The organism is Melioribacteraceae bacterium (assembly GCA_035362835.1).
Classification (GTDB): Bacteria; Bacteroidota; Ignavibacteria; order Ignavibacteriales; family Melioribacteraceae; genus DSXH01.
Genome location: DAOSDY010000001.1, coordinates 1,539,693 through 1,563,716 on the forward strand (window position 1 = coordinate 1,539,693; position 24,024 = coordinate 1,563,716).

20 protein-coding genes are annotated in these 24,024 nt (G+C 40.1%); 5 read left to right on the forward strand and 15 right to left on the reverse strand.

The genetic code is table 11. The features are described 5' to 3' along the window. Positions 1-9: 9 nt before the first annotated feature. The 13 genes from PLZ15_06475 to PLZ15_06535 form a co-directional block, all read right to left on the reverse strand. Positions 10-741: a glycosyltransferase family protein gene (locus PLZ15_06475; GenBank protein ID HOI29392.1), complete on the reverse strand. Its 732-nt coding sequence runs from the start codon at positions 739-741 to the stop codon at positions 10-12. Positions 742-745: 4 nt separating this feature from the next. Next, on the reverse strand, positions 746-1,792 hold the full coding sequence (pseI, locus tag PLZ15_06480; GenBank protein HOI29393.1) for a pseudaminic acid synthase: 1,047 nt from the start codon (positions 1,790-1,792) through the stop codon (positions 746-748). Beyond that, a complete protein-coding gene (locus PLZ15_06485) occupies positions 1,792-3,258 on the reverse strand; it encodes a bifunctional UDP-2,4-diacetamido-2,4,6-trideoxy-beta-L-altropyranose hydrolase/GNAT family N-acetyltransferase (GenBank protein ID HOI29394.1) in 1,467 nt (488 codons plus the stop codon). The genes pseI and PLZ15_06485 overlap by 1 nt, the downstream gene beginning before the upstream one ends. Beyond that, positions 3,255-4,463 carry a UDP-4-amino-4,6-dideoxy-N-acetyl-beta-L-altrosamine transaminase gene (gene pseC / locus PLZ15_06490; GenBank protein ID HOI29395.1) on the reverse strand — a complete coding sequence of 403 codons (1,209 nt, stop codon included), beginning with the start codon at positions 4,461-4,463 and terminating at the stop codon, positions 3,255-3,257. Before pseC ends, PLZ15_06485 begins: the two co-directional genes overlap by 4 nt. Positions 4,464-4,514: 51 nt before the next feature. Then, entirely contained in the window at positions 4,515-5,546 is a 1,032-nt protein-coding gene (pseB, locus tag PLZ15_06495; GenBank protein HOI29396.1) for a UDP-N-acetylglucosamine 4,6-dehydratase (inverting), read from the reverse strand. 112 nt (positions 5,547-5,658) lie between these two features. Then, positions 5,659-7,185, reverse strand: coding sequence for an AbgT family transporter (locus tag PLZ15_06500; protein ID HOI29397.1), 1,527 nt, complete (start codon positions 7,183-7,185; stop codon positions 5,659-5,661). Between the two features lie 70 nt (positions 7,186-7,255). Next, positions 7,256-8,149: a hypothetical protein gene (locus PLZ15_06505; GenBank protein ID HOI29398.1), complete on the reverse strand. Its 894-nt coding sequence runs from the start codon at positions 8,147-8,149 to the stop codon at positions 7,256-7,258. After that, positions 8,150-9,049: a glycosyltransferase gene (locus tag PLZ15_06510; GenBank protein ID HOI29399.1), complete on the reverse strand. Its 900-nt coding sequence runs from the start codon at positions 9,047-9,049 to the stop codon at positions 8,150-8,152. It abuts the gene before it with no gap. Further along, the gene (locus PLZ15_06515; protein ID HOI29400.1) at positions 9,046-10,533 is read right to left on the reverse strand and encodes an oligosaccharide flippase family protein; all 1,488 of its coding nucleotides are present in this window, start codon (positions 10,531-10,533) and stop codon (positions 9,046-9,048) included. The genes PLZ15_06510 and PLZ15_06515 overlap by 4 nt, the downstream gene beginning before the upstream one ends. After that, positions 10,530-13,049 (reverse strand): YfhO family protein, encoded by a 2,520-nt coding sequence (locus tag PLZ15_06520; GenBank protein ID HOI29401.1) that lies wholly within the window; start codon positions 13,047-13,049, stop codon positions 10,530-10,532. The genes PLZ15_06515 and PLZ15_06520 overlap by 4 nt, the downstream gene beginning before the upstream one ends. Positions 13,050-13,096: 47 nt before the next feature. Continuing rightward, entirely contained in the window at positions 13,097-14,362 is a 1,266-nt protein-coding gene (locus PLZ15_06525; protein HOI29402.1) for a glycosyltransferase family 4 protein, read from the reverse strand. Between the two features lie 55 nt (positions 14,363-14,417). After that, positions 14,418-15,479, reverse strand: a complete 1,062-nt coding sequence (locus PLZ15_06530; protein ID HOI29403.1) for an NAD-dependent epimerase/dehydratase family protein — start codon at positions 15,477-15,479, stop codon at positions 14,418-14,420. Between the two features lie 388 nt (positions 15,480-15,867). After that, positions 15,868-16,989 carry a glycosyltransferase gene (locus tag PLZ15_06535; GenBank protein ID HOI29404.1) on the reverse strand — a complete coding sequence of 374 codons (1,122 nt, stop codon included), beginning with the start codon at positions 16,987-16,989 and terminating at the stop codon, positions 15,868-15,870. A 167-nt stretch (positions 16,990-17,156) separates the two neighbouring features. On the opposite strand from PLZ15_06535, the gene PLZ15_06540 reads away from it, so the two are divergent. Both PLZ15_06540 and PLZ15_06545 read left to right on the forward strand, forming a co-directional pair. After that, the gene (locus PLZ15_06540; protein HOI29405.1) at positions 17,157-17,498 is read left to right on the forward strand and encodes a hypothetical protein; all 342 of its coding nucleotides are present in this window, start codon (positions 17,157-17,159) and stop codon (positions 17,496-17,498) included. After that, positions 17,473-17,709 carry a hypothetical protein gene (locus PLZ15_06545; GenBank protein HOI29406.1) on the forward strand — a complete coding sequence of 79 codons (237 nt, stop codon included), beginning with the start codon at positions 17,473-17,475 and terminating at the stop codon, positions 17,707-17,709. Before PLZ15_06540 ends, PLZ15_06545 begins: the two co-directional genes overlap by 26 nt. Here the strand turns inward: PLZ15_06545 and PLZ15_06550 are convergent. After that, the gene (locus PLZ15_06550; GenBank protein HOI29407.1) at positions 17,666-18,592 is read right to left on the reverse strand and encodes a cobalamin-binding protein; all 927 of its coding nucleotides are present in this window, start codon (positions 18,590-18,592) and stop codon (positions 17,666-17,668) included. The genes PLZ15_06545 and PLZ15_06550 overlap by 44 nt on opposite strands. Continuing rightward, a complete protein-coding gene (locus tag PLZ15_06555; GenBank protein ID HOI29408.1) occupies positions 18,593-19,903 on the reverse strand; it encodes a thymidine phosphorylase in 1,311 nt (436 codons plus the stop codon). A 153-nt stretch (positions 19,904-20,056) separates the two neighbouring features. On the opposite strand from PLZ15_06555, the gene pepT reads away from it, so the two are divergent. The 3 genes from pepT (at position 20,057) to PLZ15_06570 (ending at position 23,969) form a co-directional block, all read left to right on the forward strand. Further along, positions 20,057-21,307: a peptidase T gene (gene pepT, locus PLZ15_06560; protein ID HOI29409.1), complete on the forward strand. Its 1,251-nt coding sequence runs from the start codon at positions 20,057-20,059 to the stop codon at positions 21,305-21,307. A gap of 78 nt (positions 21,308-21,385) precedes the next feature. Then, entirely contained in the window at positions 21,386-22,237 is an 852-nt protein-coding gene (locus tag PLZ15_06565) for a cation diffusion facilitator family transporter (GenBank protein HOI29410.1), read from the forward strand. 37 nt (positions 22,238-22,274) lie between these two features. Then, entirely contained in the window at positions 22,275-23,969 is a 1,695-nt protein-coding gene (locus PLZ15_06570; GenBank protein ID HOI29411.1) for an AMP-binding protein, read from the forward strand. The last annotated feature ends 55 nt before the right edge of the window (positions 23,970-24,024 follow it).

The following is a 24,024-nucleotide window of genomic DNA, read 5'->3' on the forward strand; positions in this document are numbered from 1 at the left end:
AATTAATTATTAGTTCGATTTTTGCTTAATATTTTCGTTGATTTTATTCAGCTCCGGTTTCCTGTTCATCAGATCAATAATGTCATCGAGTAAAAATAATTTATCCGGGACGTATAGCTCATTATAAATCTGGGTGATCAGATTGAAATCTTCAATTGTATCAACCGTCCATCTGTAACGGGAATAATCCTTCTCATTTTTAAAGTTTGTCACTTTAAATCTATCCGGATTATTGTATATGTATGGAGTAACATGTTCTCTGTCGAATGTACTAACGGCCTCTTTGGCAGCTTTAGAGAGTGAATCGAATGTCATTATTTCTGTGTCGAGCCCTCTCGGAAAAGTTCGTTCAACCACGTTGCTCATATAATCAATGGTCTGACCGGATGAAATAAATTGCTCGAGCATTCTATCGATAATTGAGGGATCGATAAGCGGACAGTCGGATGTAATGCGAATAATAATTTCCGCTCCCGATTGCAGAGCCGCTTCACAATACCGCGACAAAACATTCTCAACACTTCCGCGGTAGTATTCAATTTTATTTTCGATACAGAACTTTTCAGTACTATCGTCTTCGGGGGCCGTAGTGGTTGCGATTACCATCTTATCTATCTGTACGGAATACGAGAGCCGGTTGATTACATGCCACAACATCGGCTTACCGCAGATTTCCTTGAATATTTTCCCGGGGAGCCGTGTTGAACCGGACCTTGCCTGTATTATCGCAACTTTTTTCATTTACTTACTCTATTAAATCTGTGCTGAGCGGTGTTCCTTTTTCTATATCCATCTTGGCTTTTTTCCCGATCACCTCATTGATCAACTTCGGCGGGAGGCCGTCGGACGGTCTGATTGAACGGATATTATTTTCTGTAAACAATTCCCCCTTTTTAATATTCTCAACAACAAAAAGGGATCTCGCAAATTTTCTGCTTTTTTTAACTCTCTCGGTTAATTCGATTCCTTCTTTGCCAAGCGCCTTCTCAACAGTACGGATTGAATCGACCATAAATTTAAACTCGGACGGTTCCAGGGAGAAACTGGAATCCGGCCCGCCGATTCTCCTGTCAATTATGAAATGTTTTTCAATTATTCGTGCGCCAATGGCAGCGGCGGCAATCGGAACTGTTATTCCGGGAGTGTGATCGGATAATCCAGCAACCGTTTTAAATCTCTCTTTTAGAAAGGGGATTGAATTAAGATTTGCATCTTCAATTTTGGCCGGATACTCGGAAGTGCATTTTAATAATGCAACCTGGTTATTACCTGCACGGCGGCAGGCATCAACCGCTTCTTCAATCTCATTTTCAGTCGCAATTCCGGTTGAAATTATTACCGGCTTTTCTTTGGAAGCAGTGTATTCAATTAATGGTAAATCAACAATTTCAAATGATGCAATTTTGTATGCGGGAACATTCATCTTTTCAAGAAAATCAACTGCGGATTTGTCGAAAGGGGATGAGAAGCAAATAAGGCCGAGCTGATCGGCAATCTTTTTTAACTCCGGCTGCCATTCCCAGGGCGTGTAAGCTTTTTCATATAATTTATAGAGTGTTGTGCCGTCCCAGATTGTGCCTTGATTTATTTTAAAACAGTCTTTTTCACTATTAAGCGTGAGAGTATCCGGCGTATAAGTCTGCAGTTTAACAGCGTCGGCACCGCATTCTTTAATTGCTTTTATTGACTCTACGGCAATATTGAAATCATGGTTATGATTTGCGGAAAGCTCTGCTATTATAAACACTTTGCCGCTCTCGCCTATTTCGAAATCCCCGATTTTTAGTTTCATCACTTCGACCTTTCTAAAATGTATTTTAGAAAAATGTGACCCCTGATCATCTCATCCCCAGCCAGTATAAATCCGGAAGAAGTAAAACTATTGATCGAAACATTATTCTCGGGACGAATAAATGCAATAATATTCTTCAGTGATTTTTTCTCTGCGAAGACTCTGGCACAGCCCTGCTTAATTATTTTTTTAGAGAGTCCTTTTCCACGGTAGTTTCCGGAGATACTAATGCTTGTTACTGCCTGATCATCGGATAATTCAAAACGAATCTGGCCGATAAACTCATCGTTCCTGTCAAAAAGAAGGAAGAACCTGTAATTATCCGCAACTATTTTATCTGCAAACCAGTTCCGGTGGTCCTCCCAGCAAATCTGTTCCACGTTTATTGAATTCTGTCTTACATCAGGATCGTTAGATAGATTGAATACCATTTCAGAGTCTGATTCAACGGCTTTTCTAAAATAGAATCCATCTGTGCCGCATGCTCTTTCTAACATGTATTTTACCGCACGTCTGGAGCCCTGTCCGTCAACACTTCCTCTGCCGATCCGGCTCAATTTTTTTCTTAAAGTAATACTCTCGAGTTTCTTCAGCTGGTCATGAATTTTACGAAGGTGAAAATGATCGCTGTGAAGAATTATATCGAGTAAAAATCCTTTCTTTTTCCATTCACGGATATTATTCATCTGGTTTTCGGCTACGGCAACAGCTATAGAAGGTGTTCCCGTAACGGCGAGCTCGTAGAGTGTCTGACCGGCCGCAGTAATTGTCAGATCGGATGAGAGCATTAAATCAAGCATCCGGTTCGCATCGGGCGAATAATGAAATACAACTGAATCATTTCCAAGCTTTTCAATTCTTTCTCTATTTTTAAATCCGCTGCCTATTACCACATTTTTTTTTACAGCAGGATAATTATCAATAAGATCCTTAAGAATTCCGGGAGTCAGGTTTCTGATATCCTGGCCTCCGAAAGTAATGAGGACAGATTCAATCTCTTTATTAACTTTGCGCGCAGGTACATTCCAGAATTCTTTTCTTATCGGAATATATTTTGCACCGAGAAGAAACTCATTCCCGTTTTTCTTATAAGGAAATGATTCTGCATTAATAGTACCGTTAAGAATTGTACCTTCGGGGTACTCGATTCTCAAATTGTCGTCAATAAAAAGCGAATGACCCGCTAGTTTTGTTAGGTTACTGTAATACTCCTTTCCGGCGAGATAAGAGTCTATGATTATTAAATCACTGTTGTTTACTTCGGCAACGATTCTGGCGGGATGAGTAAGCCAGTCTATTATTTCGTACCGGCAATTTAAAAGAAGTGATTGAGCGTGCCTGTCGCCGTTAACATAAATTGTGGGGAAAATATTGTGCTCTGTAAATGCCTGATAGATAGAAAGGCATCGTGTTATATGACCGTGACCGGTATTCACGAATCCTTCGGTAATAATTGATACTTTCATTTGATCTCGAGAGCTTTTACTACCGCTCTGGTTATCTTCTTAAGGTCGTTCTTGTTTAATTCCGGGTAAAGGGGAAGAGAAATCTCTCTTTCGTAAAATTTTTCGGCGACGGGATAATCACCTTTCTTAAAGCCGAAATTCTTCCTGTAATAAGGCTGAAGGTGGACCGGAATATAATGGACCTGGAAAACCACGCCCAGTTGTTTCAATCGCTCGTAGTAAATATTCTTGTCAACTTTCAGTTTGTCAAATTTAATTTGAAGCGGATAGAGATGATAAGCATGCTTTGCGTAACGGGCCGTTTGAGGAATAATAAATCTTTTATCGCCCCTAAAAAAATTATCGTAGTACTCGGCAATTTCTCTGCGCTTCTTGAGAAATCTGCTAAGTTTTTTCAGTTGACTTATTCCAAGTGCACACTGAAAATCTGTTATGCGGTAATTAAATCCAACCTCGTGCATTTCGTAATACCAGGGCCCGTCGTTCTTTTCCAGTGTTGTTTCATCTTTCGTCATTCCGTGTGTCCGGAGTATCTTAATCCTTTTATCGAGAGCTTCATTATTAGTCAGAATTGCGCCTCCTTCGCCCGTAGTAATATGTTTAACAGGGTGAAAGCTTAAATTTGCTGCGTCGGCATACTTAACGGCGTAATGAAGATCTTTTTTATATTCTGCTCCGGGAGCGTGGCAGAAATCATTAACCAGTTCAAATCCGAATTTCTTTTTTAATTTGAGAAGGGATTCCCAGTCGCACGGATGGCCGGCAAAGTCAACAGCCACAACGGCTCTCACTTTTATATTCCGTTCAGCATAATATTTTAACCGGGCTTCAAGTTTAACCGGATCGAGTGTATATGTCTTTTCGTTTATGTCAGCAAAATCGACCGTAGCGCCTACAAATATAGCGCAGTTTGCGCTGGCAAGGAATGTAATTGGAGAAGTGATTATGATATCACCTTTTTTCCAACCGAGTCCTAATGCAATCATATGCAGGCCGGCTGTGCCATTAGCAACAACAGAAGAATATGCAGAACCAAAATAATCACACAAGGCTTTTTCGAATTGTTTGGAAACAGGTCCCTGAGTAATGAATTGAGAAGGTAAAACATCTACTACGTTTTTTATATCCCTTGAATCAATAGTCTGTTTACCGTAATAGTATGTTTTTAGGATTTGTGATTTATTATCAGCCAGTCTTTTCTTCATTTGAATTTTGTCTTTAAGGAATCTATTAATCAATTAATTGTTGTGTGATATTTAAGAACCTGTCACATTATTTCTGATCAATTCTTTCAATTCATTTATGGATAAAAACCATGGATTTGTACCGCTGTTGTATTTAAATCCGAAATCACAAAATTTGCCCTGTGTTCCATTGCTGTCCATTCTGAATTTCTCGGTATCCCATAATTTCAGAGCGTCGTTGTCGCCAAGCTGAACCGAAGGGAGAATAACAAAATAATTTTCGAACTCGATTGTGTTAAGAGCGTCCGCTTCAGTTATCATCTCTTCATGAATTTTCTCGCCCGGACGGATTCCAACTATTTCCATTTTGCATTTCGAATCAATTGCTGCGGCAAGATCTGTAACTTTGAATGACGGAATTTTGGGTACGAAGAGTTCGCCTCCCCACATCTTTTCCAGACATACTAGAACGAAATCAACACCTTCCTGAAGAGTTATATTAAATCGGGTCATCCGCTGGTCTGTAACTGGAAGGACTCCGCTCTTTTTCTTTTCCAGAAAGAAAGGAACCACCGAGCCACGGCTCCCCATAACATTTCCGTACCGGACAACCGAGAATTTGATATCGTGTGTCCCCCTGTAATTGTTCGCGGCTATGAACAATTTGTCGGAAGTAAGTTTTGTAGCGCCGTAGAGATTAATAGGTGCTGCAGCCTTATCAGTACTTAGAGCAATTACTTTTTTTACACCTGATTCGAAACACGCATTAATAACATTCTGTCCGCCTATAATATTAGTCTTAACAGCTTCGAACGGATTGTATTCCGCAGCGGGAACCTGCTTGAGCGCGGCAGCGTGAATAACAATGTCAACTCCTTCAGTTGCGCGGATCAATCTTTTTTCGTCTCTAACATCGCCGATGAAGTAGCGCATTAAGACTCCTTCTTTACGGAACCGTGGATCATTCTGCATCTCATACTGTTTCAGTTCATCACGGCTGTAGATAATTATTTTTTTCGGATTGAATTTTTTAAGAACCGTTTCAACAAACTTTTTACCGAACGAACCGGTTCCTCCGGTTATTAAAATTGTCTTTCCGTTCATAAATCCTCTTGTTTGAACAAGAGCAAATTTAGGAAAATTATCAGTCTAATTGACGTTAAAATGGGAGAAATATTTAGAAGAGAGGCGCTCTTCAAAGCGCCTCATCATTTTGTTAATTCAGAAAAAGGGGGCCGTCGGGACCGGTCGGGAGCCCGAGCCACATCCAGACTACGAGAAGTAATGTCCAGAAAATAGTGAAGAGGATTGTGTAGGGAATCATTGTGGAAATTATTGTACCGATACCGTACTTCTCGTCATATTTTTGTGCGAAGGCTACTATTAGAGCAAAGTAGCTCATCATCGGTGTAATAAGATTTGTAACGGAATCGCCAATCCTGAAAGCTGCCTGTGTTAATGCCGGATGATATCCGAGCAGCATAAACATCGGTATAAAAACAGGCGCCATAATTGCCCATTTAGCCGATGCGCTTCCCATGAACATATTTATGAATGCTGCAAGGAGAACAAACATTACTATCAATGGGATTCCAGTTAAACCGATATTCTTAAGAAATTCCGCCCCCTCAATCGCGAATATTAGTCCCAGGTTACTGTAACGGAAAAAATAGACGAACTGTGCCGCAAAGAAAACAAGAACGATGTATGTAGCCATAGTACCCATCGACTTAATAATATGTTTCATCATGTCCTTATCATTACGTATCGATTTAACAACAATTCCGTATACAAGTCCGGGTATCAGGAAGAAAACGAGTATTCCTGTAATAATACCGTCAAAGAAGGGTGAATGAAGTACTTCGCCTGTTTCTGGATTTCTGAAAAGCCCGTTCTCCGGAATAATCGTAAATGCAAGTAATGCAATTACAGCCAGCAGACTGATTCCGGCCCATCGCAATCCCTTTTTTTCAACCGGCGTCATTTCCTCAATTGCAATCTTTTCAGCATTTCCCTCGTATTTTTTTAATCGGGGTTCAACTATCTTTTCAGTAATCCAGGTTCCCGCAACGACAATCAGGAAAGCGGAGGCGAACATGAAATAAAAATTAACTGCCGCATTAATTGTGATGTTAGGATCAATTATCTGAGCCGCCGATTGCGATAGGCCGGCAAGAATCGGATCAACAGAACCAATCAAAAAATTTGCGCCGAATCCGCCGCTGACACCGCAGAAAGCGGCAGCCAGTCCTGCCATTGGATGTCTGCCGAGTGCGTGAAATATAAGCGCGCCCAATGGAATTAATATCACATATCCGGCTTCCGAAGCCAGATGTGAAATTATTCCTGCAAACACAATAGTGCCGGTTATAAGTTTACTTGGTGCGTTGAGAACGAGCGAGCGGATCATTGATGTAAATAATCCGGAGCCCTCAGCAACACCGATTCCGATCATCACTGCAAGTACATATCCAAGCGGAGGGAAATTTACGAAGTTATGCGTCACATTAGTGTAAATCCAGCGAAGCCCGTCTCCATCCAGCAGGCTTTTGACTTTGATAATAGATCCGTCCGCCGGATGTGCTGCCTGCCAAACCAGCAGATCTCCAAGCCATGAAACGGCCACTACTATTAATGCAAGAATACCAAAAAGTGTTGCCGGGTGGGGAAGTTTGTTTCCAATGATTTCAATGTAATCAAGTGATTTGTTGAAAATGCGGGATGCGAATTTTGTTGTACTCAATAATACCTCCTTGTCTGTATCGGGTTGTGCAAAATTATAATTTTTGAACGGAAGTTAAAACGAAATCCGGTCAGTCGGTAATCTTTTTCGGCACATCGGTAGAAATGATTCTTTCGAAGGCGTCGATATAACTTTTATTACTGCCGTTAAGAATTGAAGCGCCGATTGATTCGGCATAAGTCTTTAGTACGAAATAGCCTTTGAAGGCAAAATGGAGTTTGCGGAAAATGTCGTGTATATAATATTCCTCGCCTTCGAGTTTATACATTGGCATCCGGATCTTCTCTCCGTCATAAAAATGTTCGTGATTAACAGTTACTTTGTTGAGCGGGTCTACTTTAATTTCTTCATGCCAGGAATGATCTGCACCGAAAAGCGTAATCTTTTTGAAACCGAGATTAAGCGCCAGGAAGATTGAAGGGATTAATACATTGTGAGGGCGGGGCATCCCGAGATTCACTCTGAATAATAAATGTGAAACCGACTTCAAACCTTCTACCGGTGTATTGTTGTAAAAGATGAATTTGATATTCGGATTTTTTTTTACAGCTGAATGAAATTCGGAATCAACGGCCTGGAATGGAATAAATAGATTCATCTTCCAGTCGGTCTTCGTAAGCAAAGCGGTTATAAGAGATTCTTTTTGAGTCCGGAAATATTCACTCGTTTTTTCCAGCCAGAATTCCGGCGCAGCGAGAATATAATATTCGGGTTTTAACGATTGATATTCATTCGATAGAGCAAAGAAATTGACGCAGAATTTTAGATTCTCTTTAATGAGAGAACCGGATTGTAATAGATCGTTTTTAAGTCCGGGTCCGTTTGCAAGTATTACCACTTCGCTTGCAGCCACATCCTTTTTTCTGATTTGAACTGCAAAGTGTGAGAGCAATACTATCTTAACAAATGAAAATAATGACTGAAATATTTCAGATAATAATTTCTGGATCCTGTTCATCTTCATTTACCTTTTAAAGAAGCCGGCTAACGTTAACCATCTGTTCTTGAGAAGGTATTCGCCTTTTTTGAATTCAAACTTAATAAAAAAGCCGAGAGCAATTACAACTGCTGCGCACAATTTTAATATATATTCGACAACTTTTAAAACATTTGCCAATAATCCTTCATTTTTCAGCCGGTCCCGTTCGCCGGCGCCTACAGCCCGCGAAATACTCATTATAGAATCATGAGTAATCCGGTTGTTATCAATATGATGTTTGACCGAAAATTCAGGATGATATAAAAACTTTTTCCCCATTTTTTTCATTTGGGCAAAGATATATTTGTCCTCACTCCGGAAAAGGAGTTCGGTATTAAACTGGCCTGCTTCATACAGGACTTTTTTTCTGAACGCCATATTGCATCCGTAAGGAAATTTTGCATCGGGGTATTCGATGATTTTGCTTCCGAAATCCGCTTTAGTTACAAGTCCCCACATATACTTTGAGAGCCAGGCCGGTTCTATTCCGGATTCGTAAACCGGTGTGATTTTCCCGCCGAGTGCATCTATATCAGGGTAGGAATTAAAAAAGTCCAGGGCAGTTTCTAAATAATTATAAGATACTTCGGCATCATCGTCGATAAACGCAATCAGATCAGAGGCTGATTCCCTGATTCCACGGTTCCGTGCAGATGATAATCCCGGTTCCTTTTCAAGAAAGTACCTGACATTAAGCTCAGGGTGCGATTCAATGAAATTACTGCTTATGATTTCGGTGTTGTCGGTTGAATTATTGTCGATTATAATGATTTCGTAATCAGATTGAATGAGCGACTGTTTTACGAGAGCGTTCAGAGCACCCGGCAGAAATTTCTCCCGGTTACGGGTACATATTATAACCGATATTTTGGGCGTTCCTGTCATCTGTTAAGAAGCTCTCTGAAAATCTTGGAAGGACTCTTTAAGGATTTAATGCTGACCTTAATAGTATCGAGTTCTACCTGTTCGTAAAATCTTACCGTTAATAGCGTTACCGGGAAGGAAGCAACAAATAAGAGTTTTAATAGAACCGTTAAAAAAGAACTTCCGGTTATTATCATTTCCTGAGCTGAAAAGAAAAGTACGGCAATTAGAATCAATCGGAAGATCTTAAAGTTTTCGTAACGGATCTTATAATTTCTGTCGGCAAAGATATAAGTGACAATATAGAATATTGCGAACGAAACAAGAGTGGTATATGCGGCGGCGATTGTTCCGTATATAGGCAGAAAGATTATATTAAGCAGAATATTTAAAAGGCCCGCAAAAATTGTTATCAGAGCAACAATGTAGGTCTTTTCAGAAAAGAGCAAACCGTTGGAAGCTACATTTCTCATCGCGCTTAAAACATATGCAAATACAATCAACGGTACGTATTGATTTGCAGCGGCATAGTTTTCGTTGCCGAGTATTAAAATTATCTCTTCACTGAATATCGAAATAGCGAGTCCGCCCCATACGGTTAAAAAGCACATATACGTCATCAATTTACTCAGGTACCTTTGACCGGAAGGATTGTTCTGTTCCTTAAATGCCGAAGGAAGCATTGCCTGATTGAATGGAAGAATTAAAAACATATTTACAATCCCCGCAATCCGGTACGCGATGTCATATGTCCCTACCTCTTCCAGGTTCAGATAGAAGTTAATAAGGTAACGGTCGCTCAAATTCAATATCATTATTCCTATGGTACTGAAAATGAGGGGAAGTCCGAACTTTAAAGCCTCCTTCAATGCCCCAAATTCGAAAACCGGTTTCATTCTCATTATCATACCGGGAAGAATTGCAACAAGAACAATCACTTCGCTAATAAGGTATGAATAAAAAATTCCATAGACAGATAATTGCAGGTACACAACCGTATAAAAAACCAGTCCGACAAATGAAATTATCTTCAACAGCGTAAGAAACGTATAAAATTTCGATTTCTCTTCAGCCCTCAGTTTATTAAGGAATAAATTGTTGAGGACGCGGATGAAACTTATATAAATAATGAAGGGGAGATATGCAGCCAGGTCGCGTGTTGAACCGGAGAGATTTAATAATGAAAATCCGAAAAGCTCCGCTGCGAAAATAAAAAATAAATTTACAAGCAAAATAAGAGAAGTAATTGAAAAGAAAACGGAACCTTTTTTCTCGCGGTAATCTGATTTGTTCTCAAGCAGTATTAGCGAATTAGCCTGACCAAGAATCAGTACCTCGGTAATTATATTTATTGTGATATCTAGAAGTCCGAAAATTCCGACTTCCGCCTTTGTAAGGTAGTTAAGGTAAATAGGAAGTGTAATTATCCCCATTCCCTTAAGAGCAATATTACCGATGCTGTAAATTGCAGAGTGTTTAAAGGTGCTTAGTACTTTTTCCTTCATCCTTCTTTTTTCTTATTGATAAGAACAAGAATAATTACTCCGCCAATTACCAGGATATTCAGAATTAACGAAAGATATTTTCCGAGAGCAAATCCTGCCGGCTGATAAATAAATTCTACTTTGTGTTTTCCTTCCGGAACAACAATTCCCTGAAATCCATGATTAGCTTTATAAATTTTGACCTCTGATCCGTCGATATAAGCTTTCCAGCCGGGCATATAAGTTGTCCCGAAGAAAAGGAAGTTGTTTCCTGATGCGTTAACATCCGCCGACAAATATTCATCCTTATATTCGGTTATTTTTGAAAAAGCGTCCGGACCCGGTTTATCAATTTTAAAATCCTGATTTTCCACATAAGCTATTTTCTCGGGGTCAAACCGGTTCTCTTTTATTGAGTTGAGAAGATCCATCGGTGCCTTCTGGCCGACACTATCAACAAAATAAATCCTGGATAAAGAATTGTCGTTCAGGTGAACGAATGTTGTCGAATCCGGCGATGTGTAAACAGTAGTAAAAAACTCGAAAGGGAATGGCCTGTCGGTAACAAGGTATTTTACGCCGAGCATTTTCCAGAGCGTATAATTAGTAGGACCGATTACGTCCATTAAGTCCTGATAACTTCTTGGTTTGGCAGCCGAGTAACCGTAAAAATCCTCCATCAGGAAATAAACATTGAAATTGGAATTTTGTCCTATGCTTCCTATCGTACCATCCTGTTTCATGTTCATTATTCGGTACGGTTCTTTTTCGTTCTGCTGCTTGATAACAGAGATATAATCGGGTTCCCTGAATAGCTGATCGATATTGGAAATATCCTCATAGGCGGCACCACGATTACTTATCCTGAATAGATCGAAAAGGATTAATATCGTTATACCGGTTATAAGAAGTTCTTTATTTATCTTCGATGAAACAAACGCAATCATCAATCCGAATGATAATGCCAGAAGTCCGAATGCAATTTGAAGATCACCTGTAAACATATCGGACATATATTTCTGAAGTGCGAGAAACATCTGCGACTGCTGATTGTTCCCGAGCGAAGATGCATATTCCGATACCCGTGATGTAAACCAGGACGAGAAGCTGCTGCTGAATAATAACGTGATAATGAAAATCACGGCAAATGTTATTGCAGTTACTCTTAATCCCTTCTGAATTTTCTCGTTCTTCTCCTCTCTCAGATTTATCAGTTTCATTACACCGAATCCCGCCAGGACAGGAATTATTATCTGAACAACATGAAGAATCATTGATGGAACACGGAAATTATCGAAGAAAGGGAAGTAGTAATACATGAAATCATAAATAACCGGGAAGTTCTTACCGAAAGAAATGAGTATATATAATATTACAACACCTCCAAGGAATTGCACTACCGGCACCTTCCTTCTTGCTATCATAGCAAATATTGCAAGTGCAAATACAATTACACCCATATACATTGCCGCATCTACAAAAGGCATTTGTCCGAAATATGTATTTACTTCAGCATCCTGATTCCCGGATAGAGGACCGTTGTATGTAGACTTTCCGAATCCATAAAACGATGGGATAATAAATGTCATTACCTCACCTGGCGAAAACGACCAGCTGGTATTGTACTCATACGAATTTGCCTGAGCAGGAGCGCCGGGATTCTGCAATTCGGTTACGCTTTTTGTTCCTCTTGTAGAGTAAGGTTTGTATTCGTATAGCTGCGAATAAGTATCGAACGACATCATTAAAGCAACAATTCCCGCAATGAAAGAAACTCCAAGGGTTTTAAAAAGCTGTTTTTGAAGAGGTTTGTCTTTAGTTAAAAATGACCTGATGAAATAGAAAATAAAATAGATCAGTATCGTAAGCAGGAAATAAAATACAATCTGAACATGCGCTCCGAGTGCGAGGAGGTGAATACCGATTATAAAGAAAAGTATATCAACCGGTTTGATCTTTCTCTGGAACCGGAAAAGCATCATAATTATAAATGGGAAAACAGCGAGGCTTTTTAATTTCGTAATATGTCCGATGAAATAAAGAACGCTTATACCGGTGCTGAATGTTACTGCCGCAGCAGTGAGAAAACTGACACCGCGGCTCAATCCGAATTCCCGCATCAGGAAGAAAGTTGAAAAAGCAAGTATGATGAAACTTACTATGTATGTAATGCTGTAGTCGTTCGTAATGGAGTAGAAACCGAGCGAAATTATTGAATAAGTAGCAGATGTAAGATCAAACCACCTTGGCGAGACGGCCGTAACAACTGCAGGCATTCCGCAGAAAATATGCGGATTCCATAATGAAAATCCGTCCCTCTCTTTTGTAGCATACTCACGAAGACTCTTGCCCTGTAAAAAATCCCCCGAAGCAATTGTCTTGCTGCTAAAAATTACCGGAGCAAAGAAAAGTACGATAAGCAGAAGTAGAAGAATTAGAAAGAAGGGTGTCTGGTATTTTTCCGGAATAATCCTGCTGAATGAAAAACCGATCTCCGTACTCTTCTTCGTTTCCGATTTTTTCTGTTGCTTTGTCATTTATACTCCTTTAAAAAATTAACTAGTTTAAATAAACCCCTGATTTGCTAAGATAATATTGTCTCCGCGTAATTTTTCCAGCTCATTTCTTTTGCTTTCTCATCAACTCTTTCAGGCGGTATCGGATTATCTAAAAACTTTTTCATAGCATTATACATAGATTCAATATTTTCCGGTTCTGCAAGATAGCCATTGTAACCGTCATTTATGGTCTCCGGAAAATGTCCTACATGCGTTGCAATTGAAGGAAGACTGAAATTATAGGCGATCGATTCAACACCCGAGGGGGTTGCTACGTGATAGAATAACACGTTGCAGTCGGCTACCTGAAAAAACCGGTGGACCTCCTCGTTTCCAACGTAACGGTTTACTACAACTGCGCTTTTGCCCAGGCCGAGCTGGCTTATCAATTCTAGCGGACGGTAGTCTTTTTCGTCATCGCCTTTTCTTACAAGTATCTTCTTCAGCATACCGAATAGATTTTTTTTAATTTTTGTCGAGATTTTTTTCGGATCAAGTGTTTCCCAGAAGGATTCCCCAACAATTAATAAAGAAACATCGTCCCTTTCCCTTGCCAGTAGGGCAAAGGCCTTTATTACATTATGCAGGCCTTTATATTTCCTTATGAAACCGAAGAAGAGAAAGACATGTTTATTAAGTCCCAGCTCGGCCTTCACTTTTTCCTTATTGAAATCCGGATCCGGTTTAAACATGTCGTAAACGGGGTGGTAAAGTTTAATTACATTGCATAGACTGCTGTCTTTTTTACGGGTTCCGCTCTGAATCAGGTTGAATGACTTCTTGGGGAAGACAAATTTTAATTCATCAAAAGTTTTTAATGAGTGGACAATAAATGAATCCGGTTTTGAAAGAGCATATCGAAGCATCACGTTGTCTATAAGGCTCACTTCTTTCTGAGCAACTACATGGAGATCGAAAATGATCTCGGCACCGACCGATTTTTTGAGTTGACCCGCAATATAGCCTATGGGAAGCCCCTGAATTGAAACCGACCACTGTACAACAACGATATCGGGCTCAAGTTCTTCAATCAGTTTAACAGTCCTTCTCCAAGAAGCCGGATTGTTATAATTTGTTATATAGTGAACTGTGACATTCGATCCTTCAAGCAGATTTTTTTTACTGCTCCGGTCGATCAGATCGCGAGGAAATATTGAAGGGTACATCTGTGTCCAGGAGACCACATGCACTTCGGCCTTCTGACTAGCGAGAGCTCTTGCAAGCGAAGTAGTATAATTTGCAATCCCCCCTTTAAACTGCGGACCGGGTCCGAATATTACCACTCTCTTCATAGTTTAATAGAGAATTGCAGAATGAATGACGAAATAATTTTTTCGATCTGGCCGATCATCGGATTTTACTTTCTCGTTTTAAATTTTCAACAGCAACATCATAAACCCTTCTCATTCCTTCCTCCAGGGAAATTTTCGGCTCCCATCCAATAAGTTCTTTTACAAAACTGATATCGCAGTATCGGGAATGAACACCAACGGGTTTATCGAGCAGCGGTTTGATAGTCGGATTGTAACCCGCAAAGCCGCTGAATACTTTTATAAGGTCGAGAAAAGAAGTTAATCTTCCGGAGCCGATATTTATTGCGGTACCGTCGTGAATTTTATCCAATGCCGTGAACATACAATCCATAACATCGTCTATATGGACAAAGTCGCGGCCCTGCTTTCCAGAGCCCCACACTTCGAAAGGATTCTCCTTTTTTGCAGCCCGCCTTGCAATAGCAGGAACCGGATAACTGAGATCCTGATCTTCACCGTATCCGGAAAAGGGACGTATGCATACAATCGATATTCCGTAATTACGGGCGGCAATTTTTGCAAGGAATTCACCTGTCAGTTTCGTCCATCCGTAAGTAAGATCGGGCATTCCGAGCGTGTAACCGTCAATATTTATATCACCTTCTTTAAGTGCAACTGCATCGCTTTCTGTCTGCATATTAATCGGGTAGGCGGCTGAAGAACTTGGATAAAGAACCCGTTCCGGCCGTGCTTTTGCAATCCAGTTGAAAAACTCAGCATCAATTGAAAGGTCGAGCGCTACGGCCATCGGATCCCCTTCAATCTTTGCACGTCCCCCTACTATTGCGGCAAAATGAAATGCGTCGCCGAACTCAATCTTTAAACCGTATTCTCTCGTCAGCCATTCCGTATCATCCTGAATTCGTTGAAGAAATTTTCTAAAATCACCTTTCCAGAAATAGACCCTTTCATTCTTACCTATAACCTCAATATCCTTTTTCATTTTTGATTTGAATTCCGGAAACCACGTTGAAGGGTGAGTCCCTACCGACAGGTCATCAATCATTAAAATATTATCATTGGTGCGTTTGAGGAGCTGTTTGACCGTATTACGTCCAACAAATCCGCATCCTCCCGAAACAAGATGAAATTTCATTATTTGTATCCATTGTTGTGCTTAAAAATAAGAATTTTTGTTTAGATTATCGGCGCATTGAGAAAAACTAAATACACTTCATTCTATAAAGGAGAGGATCTGTTACGGATAAATCTGTCGATGGGGGAGAAATAACCTAATACTATTCATTATTGCTGCAGGTTTCAAGAAGGAAATTGGTCACATCGGCGATTCGATATTCTACAATTTTTAGTTGTAATTCAGAGGATGAAGATGTTTAATGTTGTCCTAATTTGGCAACAAATTATTCGAAATCTGTCTTGCCTCGGAGAATCAAATTTATCTTACCGCTCTACAAATCTGTTTGAGTAGGAGATCAGATTTGTAGAATCTACCGGAGAATATTAATTAGATTTTGTTTTAGCTCTTACTTTTTCTCTTTTACGGTGTATTCCTTTTCGTCCTGATTAGCATGAACTATCAACTCGCCGATTAATCCGATCGCAAAGAACTGTATGCCGACAATAATAAGCAGAATTCCCAGGAAGAAGACAGGGCGATTATTAATTCCTCTGCCAAGAAAGAACTTTTCGTAAGTAAGGTAAAGGCTTATTAAAAATCCGGCTATTGCGGCAATCAATCCTACAAAACCGAACAGATGCATAGGGCGCTTTATATACCGTGTAGTGAATATTACAGTTATAAGATCTATAAAGCCTTTGAAGAAACGTGAAATGCCGAACTTGGTCTTTCCGTACCTGCGCGGATTGTGTTTTACAATCACTTCAGAAACTGTAAATCCCTTCCACTTTGCAAGCACCGGAATGTAACGGTGAAGCTCTCCGTAAACACTTATCGATTGAACAACGTCTTTTCGGTAAGCTTTCAGACCGCAGTTAAAATCGTGAATCTTTATACGTGTTAATATCCGGGTTACAAAATTGAAGAATCTCGATGAATATCTTTTTATAAACGGGTCGTATCTCTTCTTTTTCCATCCCGATACAAGATCATAACCTTCCTCAAGTTTACGAAGCAGATTAACGATTTCCGACGGATCATCCTGAAGATCAGCGTCCATTGTAATAACCGCATCACCGGTAGCGTATCTGAAGCCCATCTGGAGCGCTGCCGATTTACCGTAATTGGCTCTGAAACTAAGGTATTTTATTTTATTGTCGGTTCGCGCCAGTTCTTTGATTATAGAAAGCGACTTATCGGTACTCCCGTCGTCCACAAAAATTATTTCGCAATCGCATGAATAACTTTTTAATGCTTTTTTGAGTTCCGAATAAAATGGTTTTAAGGATTCCTCTTCGTTGTAGAGAGGAACAACAACCGAGATTTTTTTAAATGAAAATTTTAATTGTTCTTTGACCGGATATTCCTGCTGGCTCTGAGCCGGTTTGAATTTTTTTCTGTAATAATAATTTTTTCTGCCTGGTCGCCGGTTCTGCTGTTCCTGTTTTCCTGAATTTGATGATGACCGGGTTTGCGGTTCAGGCCGGGATTGATTAGCTGCTGCTTCCGGTTTTTGCTGATCTTCCAATTTGTTCTTCCTGAAATTTTTCTAATATCATCTAAAAATTGTTGTGCTGTTCAAAGTTAAAATAAGTGATTACTAAAAGCAATTTAACCCCTCAATAAAGATTCGTTCTTATTGGTTTGACACTGCAGGTTACAATAACTAAGTTTAATTGAAAGAGAAAGATGTTTATGGGCGGAATTATTTTCTGGGCTATAATCAGAACAGCAGTATTAATTCCCGCGCTCTGGCTAATGCAGGGTTTAATGGAGTATAAATACTGGTGGTGGTTCGGCATAATGGCAATTTACGGCGTTATTATTCATCCGTCGGTTATTCAATACCGGCTCTTTATTGAAGAGAATAAAGAAATTATCCGGAACACCCTCTGTTCAACCTGTAAACATTTTGATAAGAGTGCGGTTATATGCCTGATGCACGATAAGCATCCGACTCTTAAATTTCTTCCATGCGAAGGTCTTGATTGGGAACCTGTTGGTGAAGGACATGAACAAAAAGAAATACATACATAACAAAACTGCTGCACCGGTTAAAAACGTGGTCTTTTGTGCCGAATGCGGCGAAGAGCTGGAGCTTTTCGGAATTTCGGGCGTTGATGTAGAAAAAGTAAGGGAACGATATCAGAATTGCAAAAGGAAAGGCAAGTTCAAAGGTGATAAGTGTTCTATGCTCTTCATCGCTAATGAAGAAGAGTATCTTTCTTTTGAGGATGAAGAAGATTAAACAGTTTTGAAGCTGCTTCGGCAAATCGCGGACCAGGTCTTCCAAAAAGATTTCTGTCGATCAGAATAAGCCGACCATTCTTAACAGCAGTAAGAGATTTCCATTCCGGGTAAAGTTGAATTATCATATCGGCAGTATCCGAAATATGAGCTGTGAATAGGAGATAGTCTGGATCAGCTTTTAATATTTCCTCCCTGTTCAAAACGGGATAATTCTGAGCGGAACCTGATGCGAGGTTTTTACCGCCGCATATCTCAATGATCTCGTTCATAAAAGTATTTTTTCCTGCCACCATCAACGGCTTAAGTTCTATAGCAAAATAGAGAGCGGGGCTTTCAAATTTTCCGGCTTCCTTTTTAATTCCGCTAATTATGGAATCCCATTTTTCCACTTTTAAGCGGGCTTCTTCCTCTTTTCCGAAGATTCTGCCGATGTCCATGCAGGTTTTTTTTATACCGTCGAATCCCCGTGGATTCGATACAAATATTTTCAATCCGAGCTCTCTGAATTTATCGTATGTTTCCCGGGTGTTGCCTTCGACAGTTATAAAAATCAGATCCGGTTTAAGCAGAAGAATTCTTTCAAAATTGAATGTTAGTAAGTCGCCAACTTTTTCAATTTTCCCGGCTTTTTCGGGGTAATCGCAGTAGAGTGTATTTCCGATCAGCTTTTCTTCAAGCCCCAAATCAAAAATAAATTCCGTTAAGTTGGGCGCCAGGGTGATAATTCTTTCGGGCGGTTTCTCGAATTTAAATCCGTAACCCAGATCGTCAACTACAACATTCTCCCGGTAGACCTCTTCCTTCCGATCGGAACAGGAAAAAAGAGAGACAATTGATAAAAGGTAAATGATTATTCGATTTAACCAGAAAAATTTTTTCATTTAATTATGAACAGAGATCGATTTAACTAATTGTACCGGTTTTGTTTTATTAGCCGATATAAGAATAGCCTTTTCGATTTTTCTGGCCACTCCGTTGAGGACGGCTTTTTTATCCGTGAATATTTCTGCGATAAGCTGACCCCTTGAGAGTTTGTCGCCTATCTTCGGATAGAAAATAATTCCGGCTTTCGGGTCGATCTTATCCTCCATTGTCATTCTTCCGGCTCCAAGTTCCAGCGATGCCATTCCGATCTCGAACGAATCGATGGAGCTGACAAAGCCCGACTTTGACGCATAGATTTTTTCGTGAATCTTTGAGTGCGGATAATTTTTCGTCTCTATAAGAAAGTCCGCATCGCCCTTCTGAAGTTTTACAATCTCAATAAATTTGTCGAAAGCTTTTCCATTCTCGATCATTCTGCTTGCAACCCGGATTCCATCTTCAATTGAATCGGCTTTTTTGCCAAGGTAGATCATCGCGCCGGAAAGATATAAACTAAGCTCCAGAAGGTCTCCCGCTCTTTTACCCTGCAGCACTTCAATGCTTTCATATACCTCGAGCCAGTTTCCTATATAGTTTCCAAGGGGTTGATTCATATCCGTAATAAATGCGATTACATTTTTATTGAATGCAACAGCTGTGCTGGTAAGGGACTCTGCAAGGATTCGGGAGTCTTCATATTTCTTCATGAAAGCACCCGAACCTGTTTTTACATCCAGAACAAGTCCGTCGATTCCCTCTGCCAGTTTTTTACTCATTATACTGGCAGTAATGAGTGGTATCGATTCAACAGTTGCGGTTACATCCCTGAGCGCGTAGATAAGTTTATCGGCGGGTGCGACCTCTTTTGTCTGACCGGCAAGCACCGCTCCGCATTTCTGAATGATCGATTTATATTGTTTAAGTGTTACGTTTGTAGTAAATCCGGGAATCGATTCGAGTTTATCGAGCGTTCCACCCGTATGGCCTAAACCTCTACCGCTTATCATTGGAACGTTTACGCCGGCTGCCGCAACCACCGGGGCAAGAATTAGAGAAGTTTTATCCCCTACGCCTCCCGTTGAGTGTTTATCTATTTTTTTCCCTTTGATCGAATTCAGGTTAATAACCTTGCCGCTGTAGAGCATCGATTTTGTAAGGTATGCGGTTTCCTCCTTGCTGAATCCATTCAGAAATCCCGCCATAAGAAATGCGGAGAACTGATATGATGGAATCCGGCCTCTTGTGAAGTTGGAAATTAAAAATTCAATTTCCTCGCGGTTTAAGGGTTCACCTTCTCTTTTCTTTCTTATTAATTCAACCGGATTCATTTAATCTCCTGAAAATATCTTTTAAAAGAATATTTATTTAAAAACTGAAAAACCTTACACTATTAAACGGATCGGTTTTATTGAAACAGATACCAATTTTCTATTAACTTGCCGACAGGAATATAAAATAATAACAGAAAACGAGAGGTTGTCATGTTCGATCCCAATTACAAATTCACAGTTGTAGAACGCTTCCAAAAATACGCAAAAATTGAAACTACTTCAGACGAAGAATCAAAAACTTTTCCGAGTGACCCTAAACAGCTTGAACTATCAAAACTCCTGGTTGAAGAATTGAAACAGATCGGTATGAAAGAAGTTGAAATGGATCAATTCGGTTATGTAATTGCAACTCTTCCTTCAAATACTGAAAAAGAAGTTCCTGTAATCGGTTTTATTGCTCATGTGGATACCTCACCGGCTGTAAGCGGTAAAAATGTTAATCCGGTAATAAATAAAAATTATCAGGGTGGAGATATAGTTCTATCTAAAGATCCAACCAAAATTATTGACGCTGCCAGCAATCCCGAATTGAAAGATATGATAGGATTCGACATCATTACATCCGACGGAACTACACTTCTCGGCGCCGACGATAAAGCCGGAGTTGCCGAAATTATAGATGCTATGAACTATCTTATCCAGCATCCGGAAATAAAACACGGGAAAATCCGCATCTGCTTTACCCCCGACGAGGAGGTTGGAAGAGGAACTGAAAAATTTGATGTTAAAAAGTTCGGCGCTAAATATGCTTATACAATCGACGGCGGCACACGCGGAGAAGTTGAAACCGAAACGTTCAGTGCCGACGCTGTTGTAATCAAATTCAACGGTAAGAATGTTCATCCCGGTTATGCTAAAGGTAAAATGATCAATTCGATTAAAATTGCCGCCCGTTTTCTGGAAATGCTTCCGAAAGATTCTCTTTCACCGGAAACCACTGAGAAGAGAGAAGGTTATGTTCACCCTGTTTCAACAAACGGAAATGAAACTCAGACAGTAATCAAATTTATTATCAGGGATTTCAGCGCGGATAAATTGAAGGAGTACGAAGCCTTCTTGAAAGACCTGATTGAAAAAACAGTTGCACAATTTCCGGGTTCCTCGTATGAATTTGAAGTTATTGAACAGTACAGAAACATGAAGTATGTTTTGGATAATCACCCGCAGGTTGAGCAATTCGCTGTAGAAGCTCTCAACCGCCTCGGTATTAAGCCGCTTAAATCCTCGATTCGCGGTGGAACCGACGGCTCGCGTCTCAGTTTTATGGGTCTTCCCACTCCGAACCTGTTTGCAGGAGGACATAATTTCCATGCTTATACCGAATATGTTGCGGTACAGGATATGGAAGCGGCAGTTAAGAATATCGTTACTTTGATACAGGTCTGGGAGGAAAAATCCTAGTTTTTTTAGCTCCTTTCAGTAGAAATCTCCTTATTTTTATACCCCGTATTTGACGGGGTATTTTTTTAGGAGTATTAAGTGCCTCATAGATTGAAAAGAGCGGTTGATTCTACTCTGATCGTTAACATATTTCTTTTTTTGATAAAAGCCGCTGCGGGATTTATTTCAAATTCTATAGCAGTAATTTCGGAGGCATTAAATTCGCTAACGGATATTATTTCATCCCTTGCAATCAAGCGTGCCGTAACCGTTTCAAATCAAAAACCCGATATTAATCATCAATTCGGTCACAATGCGGCGCAGCCGATTGCGGCTTTTATAGTTTCTGTCTTTGCATTTGTCGTCGGTGTTAATATTGTAGAAGAATCGATTAAGAGAATAATCGACCCGCAGGATATTCGAGCGATCCCCGCCGTATATGTCGTCCTGATCTCAACAATAATTATTAAAATTGTTTTGAACCGTTATCAGGCGCATGTCGGAAAATTATTCAAGAGTCCTGCAATTAAAGCGGCGGCTGTCGACAGCATGAACGATATTCTCGCATCATCGATTGCGCTCCTGGGTGTTATTGCTATAAACCTGGGTTTAAAGATTGTTGATGGAATAGCCGGAATTCTTGTAGCTGCTTTCATTTTTAAGACGGGCTACGAAGTAGGGAAGCAGAATATCGATTATCTTATGGGACACTCGGCGCCCGGCGAGTTTGACAGGAAAATTAAGGAAATTACACTCTCAATAAACGGCGTTAAAGGTGTTAACGATCTCCGCTCCCATTATGTCGGAAATAAATTTCATGTCGAAATACATATTGAAGTCGATAAAAATCATTCAACTCAAATTTCGCACGACATAGGTAATGAAGTCCGCTTCACTCTTGAAAGGCTGGAGGAAGTTCAAAAAGTTTTTGTGCATGTTGATCCGGTATGACTTAATCAATTGAATTTCAATTAAAAGGAAAAAGATAATGTATGAATTGAAGACAAAGACCCTGCTGCATGTTTTAAATACAGCTGCAGAAAAATACTCCGATCTTCCGGCCGTCTCTTATCTCAATTCCGAAAAGATTACTTTCAGTGAATTCAAAAAGCGTGTTGAAACAATTAAGCATTTCCTAAAAGGTGAAGGGATAATTGCAGGAGATAGAGTTGCTATTCTTGCCGAAAATCAACCTAACTGGGGAATAGCTTTCTTTGCCGTAACCACCCTTGGTGCAATAGCCGTTCCGATTATGACGGAATTCCACAGCACAGAAGTTCATCATATACTTCGTCATTCGGAAAGCAAGGCGATTTTTGTTTCCGTCAAGTACTTTAATAAAATTGAAGATCTTGATTCCGATTCGCTCCAAGCCAGGGTTCTACTTGATGACTTTTCAATAATTCCGCCGGACACAAAGAATGATTTAATTAAAGAAGTGATCGCGGGGGGCAGAAAAGAATTTGCAAAGGTCAAAGAAGCCGCGATGAAATTTGTCGGATTAATTCCCGGAGAAGTAGCGGAGGATAATACTGCGTCAATATTATATACTTCGGGAACGACCGGGCATTCCAAGGGCGTAATTCTGACTCATAAAAACATTGTCTCAAACGCACTTTCTACCCTCGGTATGGTTGATGTGGTCCCCGGCGACAGGATGCTCTCCATACTTCCCCTTTTTCATACAATTGAATCAACTCTCGGTCTGGTTATTCCTTTTATTGCCGGTGCCAGCGTAACATACCTCGATAAGCCTCCCACGGCTGCGGTTCTGCTTCCCGCATTATCGATTGTAAAACCGACAATAATGCTGGCGGTTCCGCTGATCATTGAGAAAATTTTCCGTTTGAGAATCCTGCCCGAGATTAACAAGAAACCGATTGTGCGCGGACTTTATAAAATTCCGGCTGTTAGAAAAAAGCTGCATCAGATTGCCGGTAAAAAATTGATAAAGACTTTCGGCGGGGAACTTAAAATGTTCTGCATCGGTGGCGCTTCTCTAGCTGCCGATGTTGAAAGATTCCTGAAAGAAGGAGGATTCCCTTATGCGATCGGTTACGGACTTACTGAAACATCTCCGCTGGTAACCGGGACAAATCCTGCGCTTGTAAGGTTCAGATCGGCCGGAAAGACTATTCCGGAAGTACAGATTAAAATTCATAATCCCGATCCTAAAACCGGCGAGGGTGAGGTCCTTGTAAAAGGACCAAATGTAATGAAAGGGTACTACAAAGATCCTGAAAAAACAAGTGAAGTATTTGATAATGACGGATGGTTTAAAACCGGTGACCTGGCGGTGATTGATCAGGACGGATATCTTTTTATCAAAGGGAGATCTAAAAATGTTATCATCGGTTCAAACGGGAAAAATATTTATCCCGAAGAGATCGAATCGATCATAAATGAATTTCCTTATGTGCTGGAATCGCTCGTTATCGAAAGAAAAGACGGACTGGTTGCACGGGTCTATCTTAACCACGATCAGATCGACGATACGTTTAAGATTCAAAAGCTGAACGAATCGCAGGCTCGTGAAATATTAAATAAAATACTTTCCGATCTGCTCGTTCAGATTAATGAAAGAGTGAATTCCTTTTCAAGAATAACAAAAGTTGTTGAACAGCTTGAACCGTTTGAGAAAACTCCAACTCAAAAGATTAAACGGTTCCTGTATGTAGATTAATTCAAATATTTGGTTTCATAATTAACTATGGATTTTTAGTCAGAAGATAACGGGC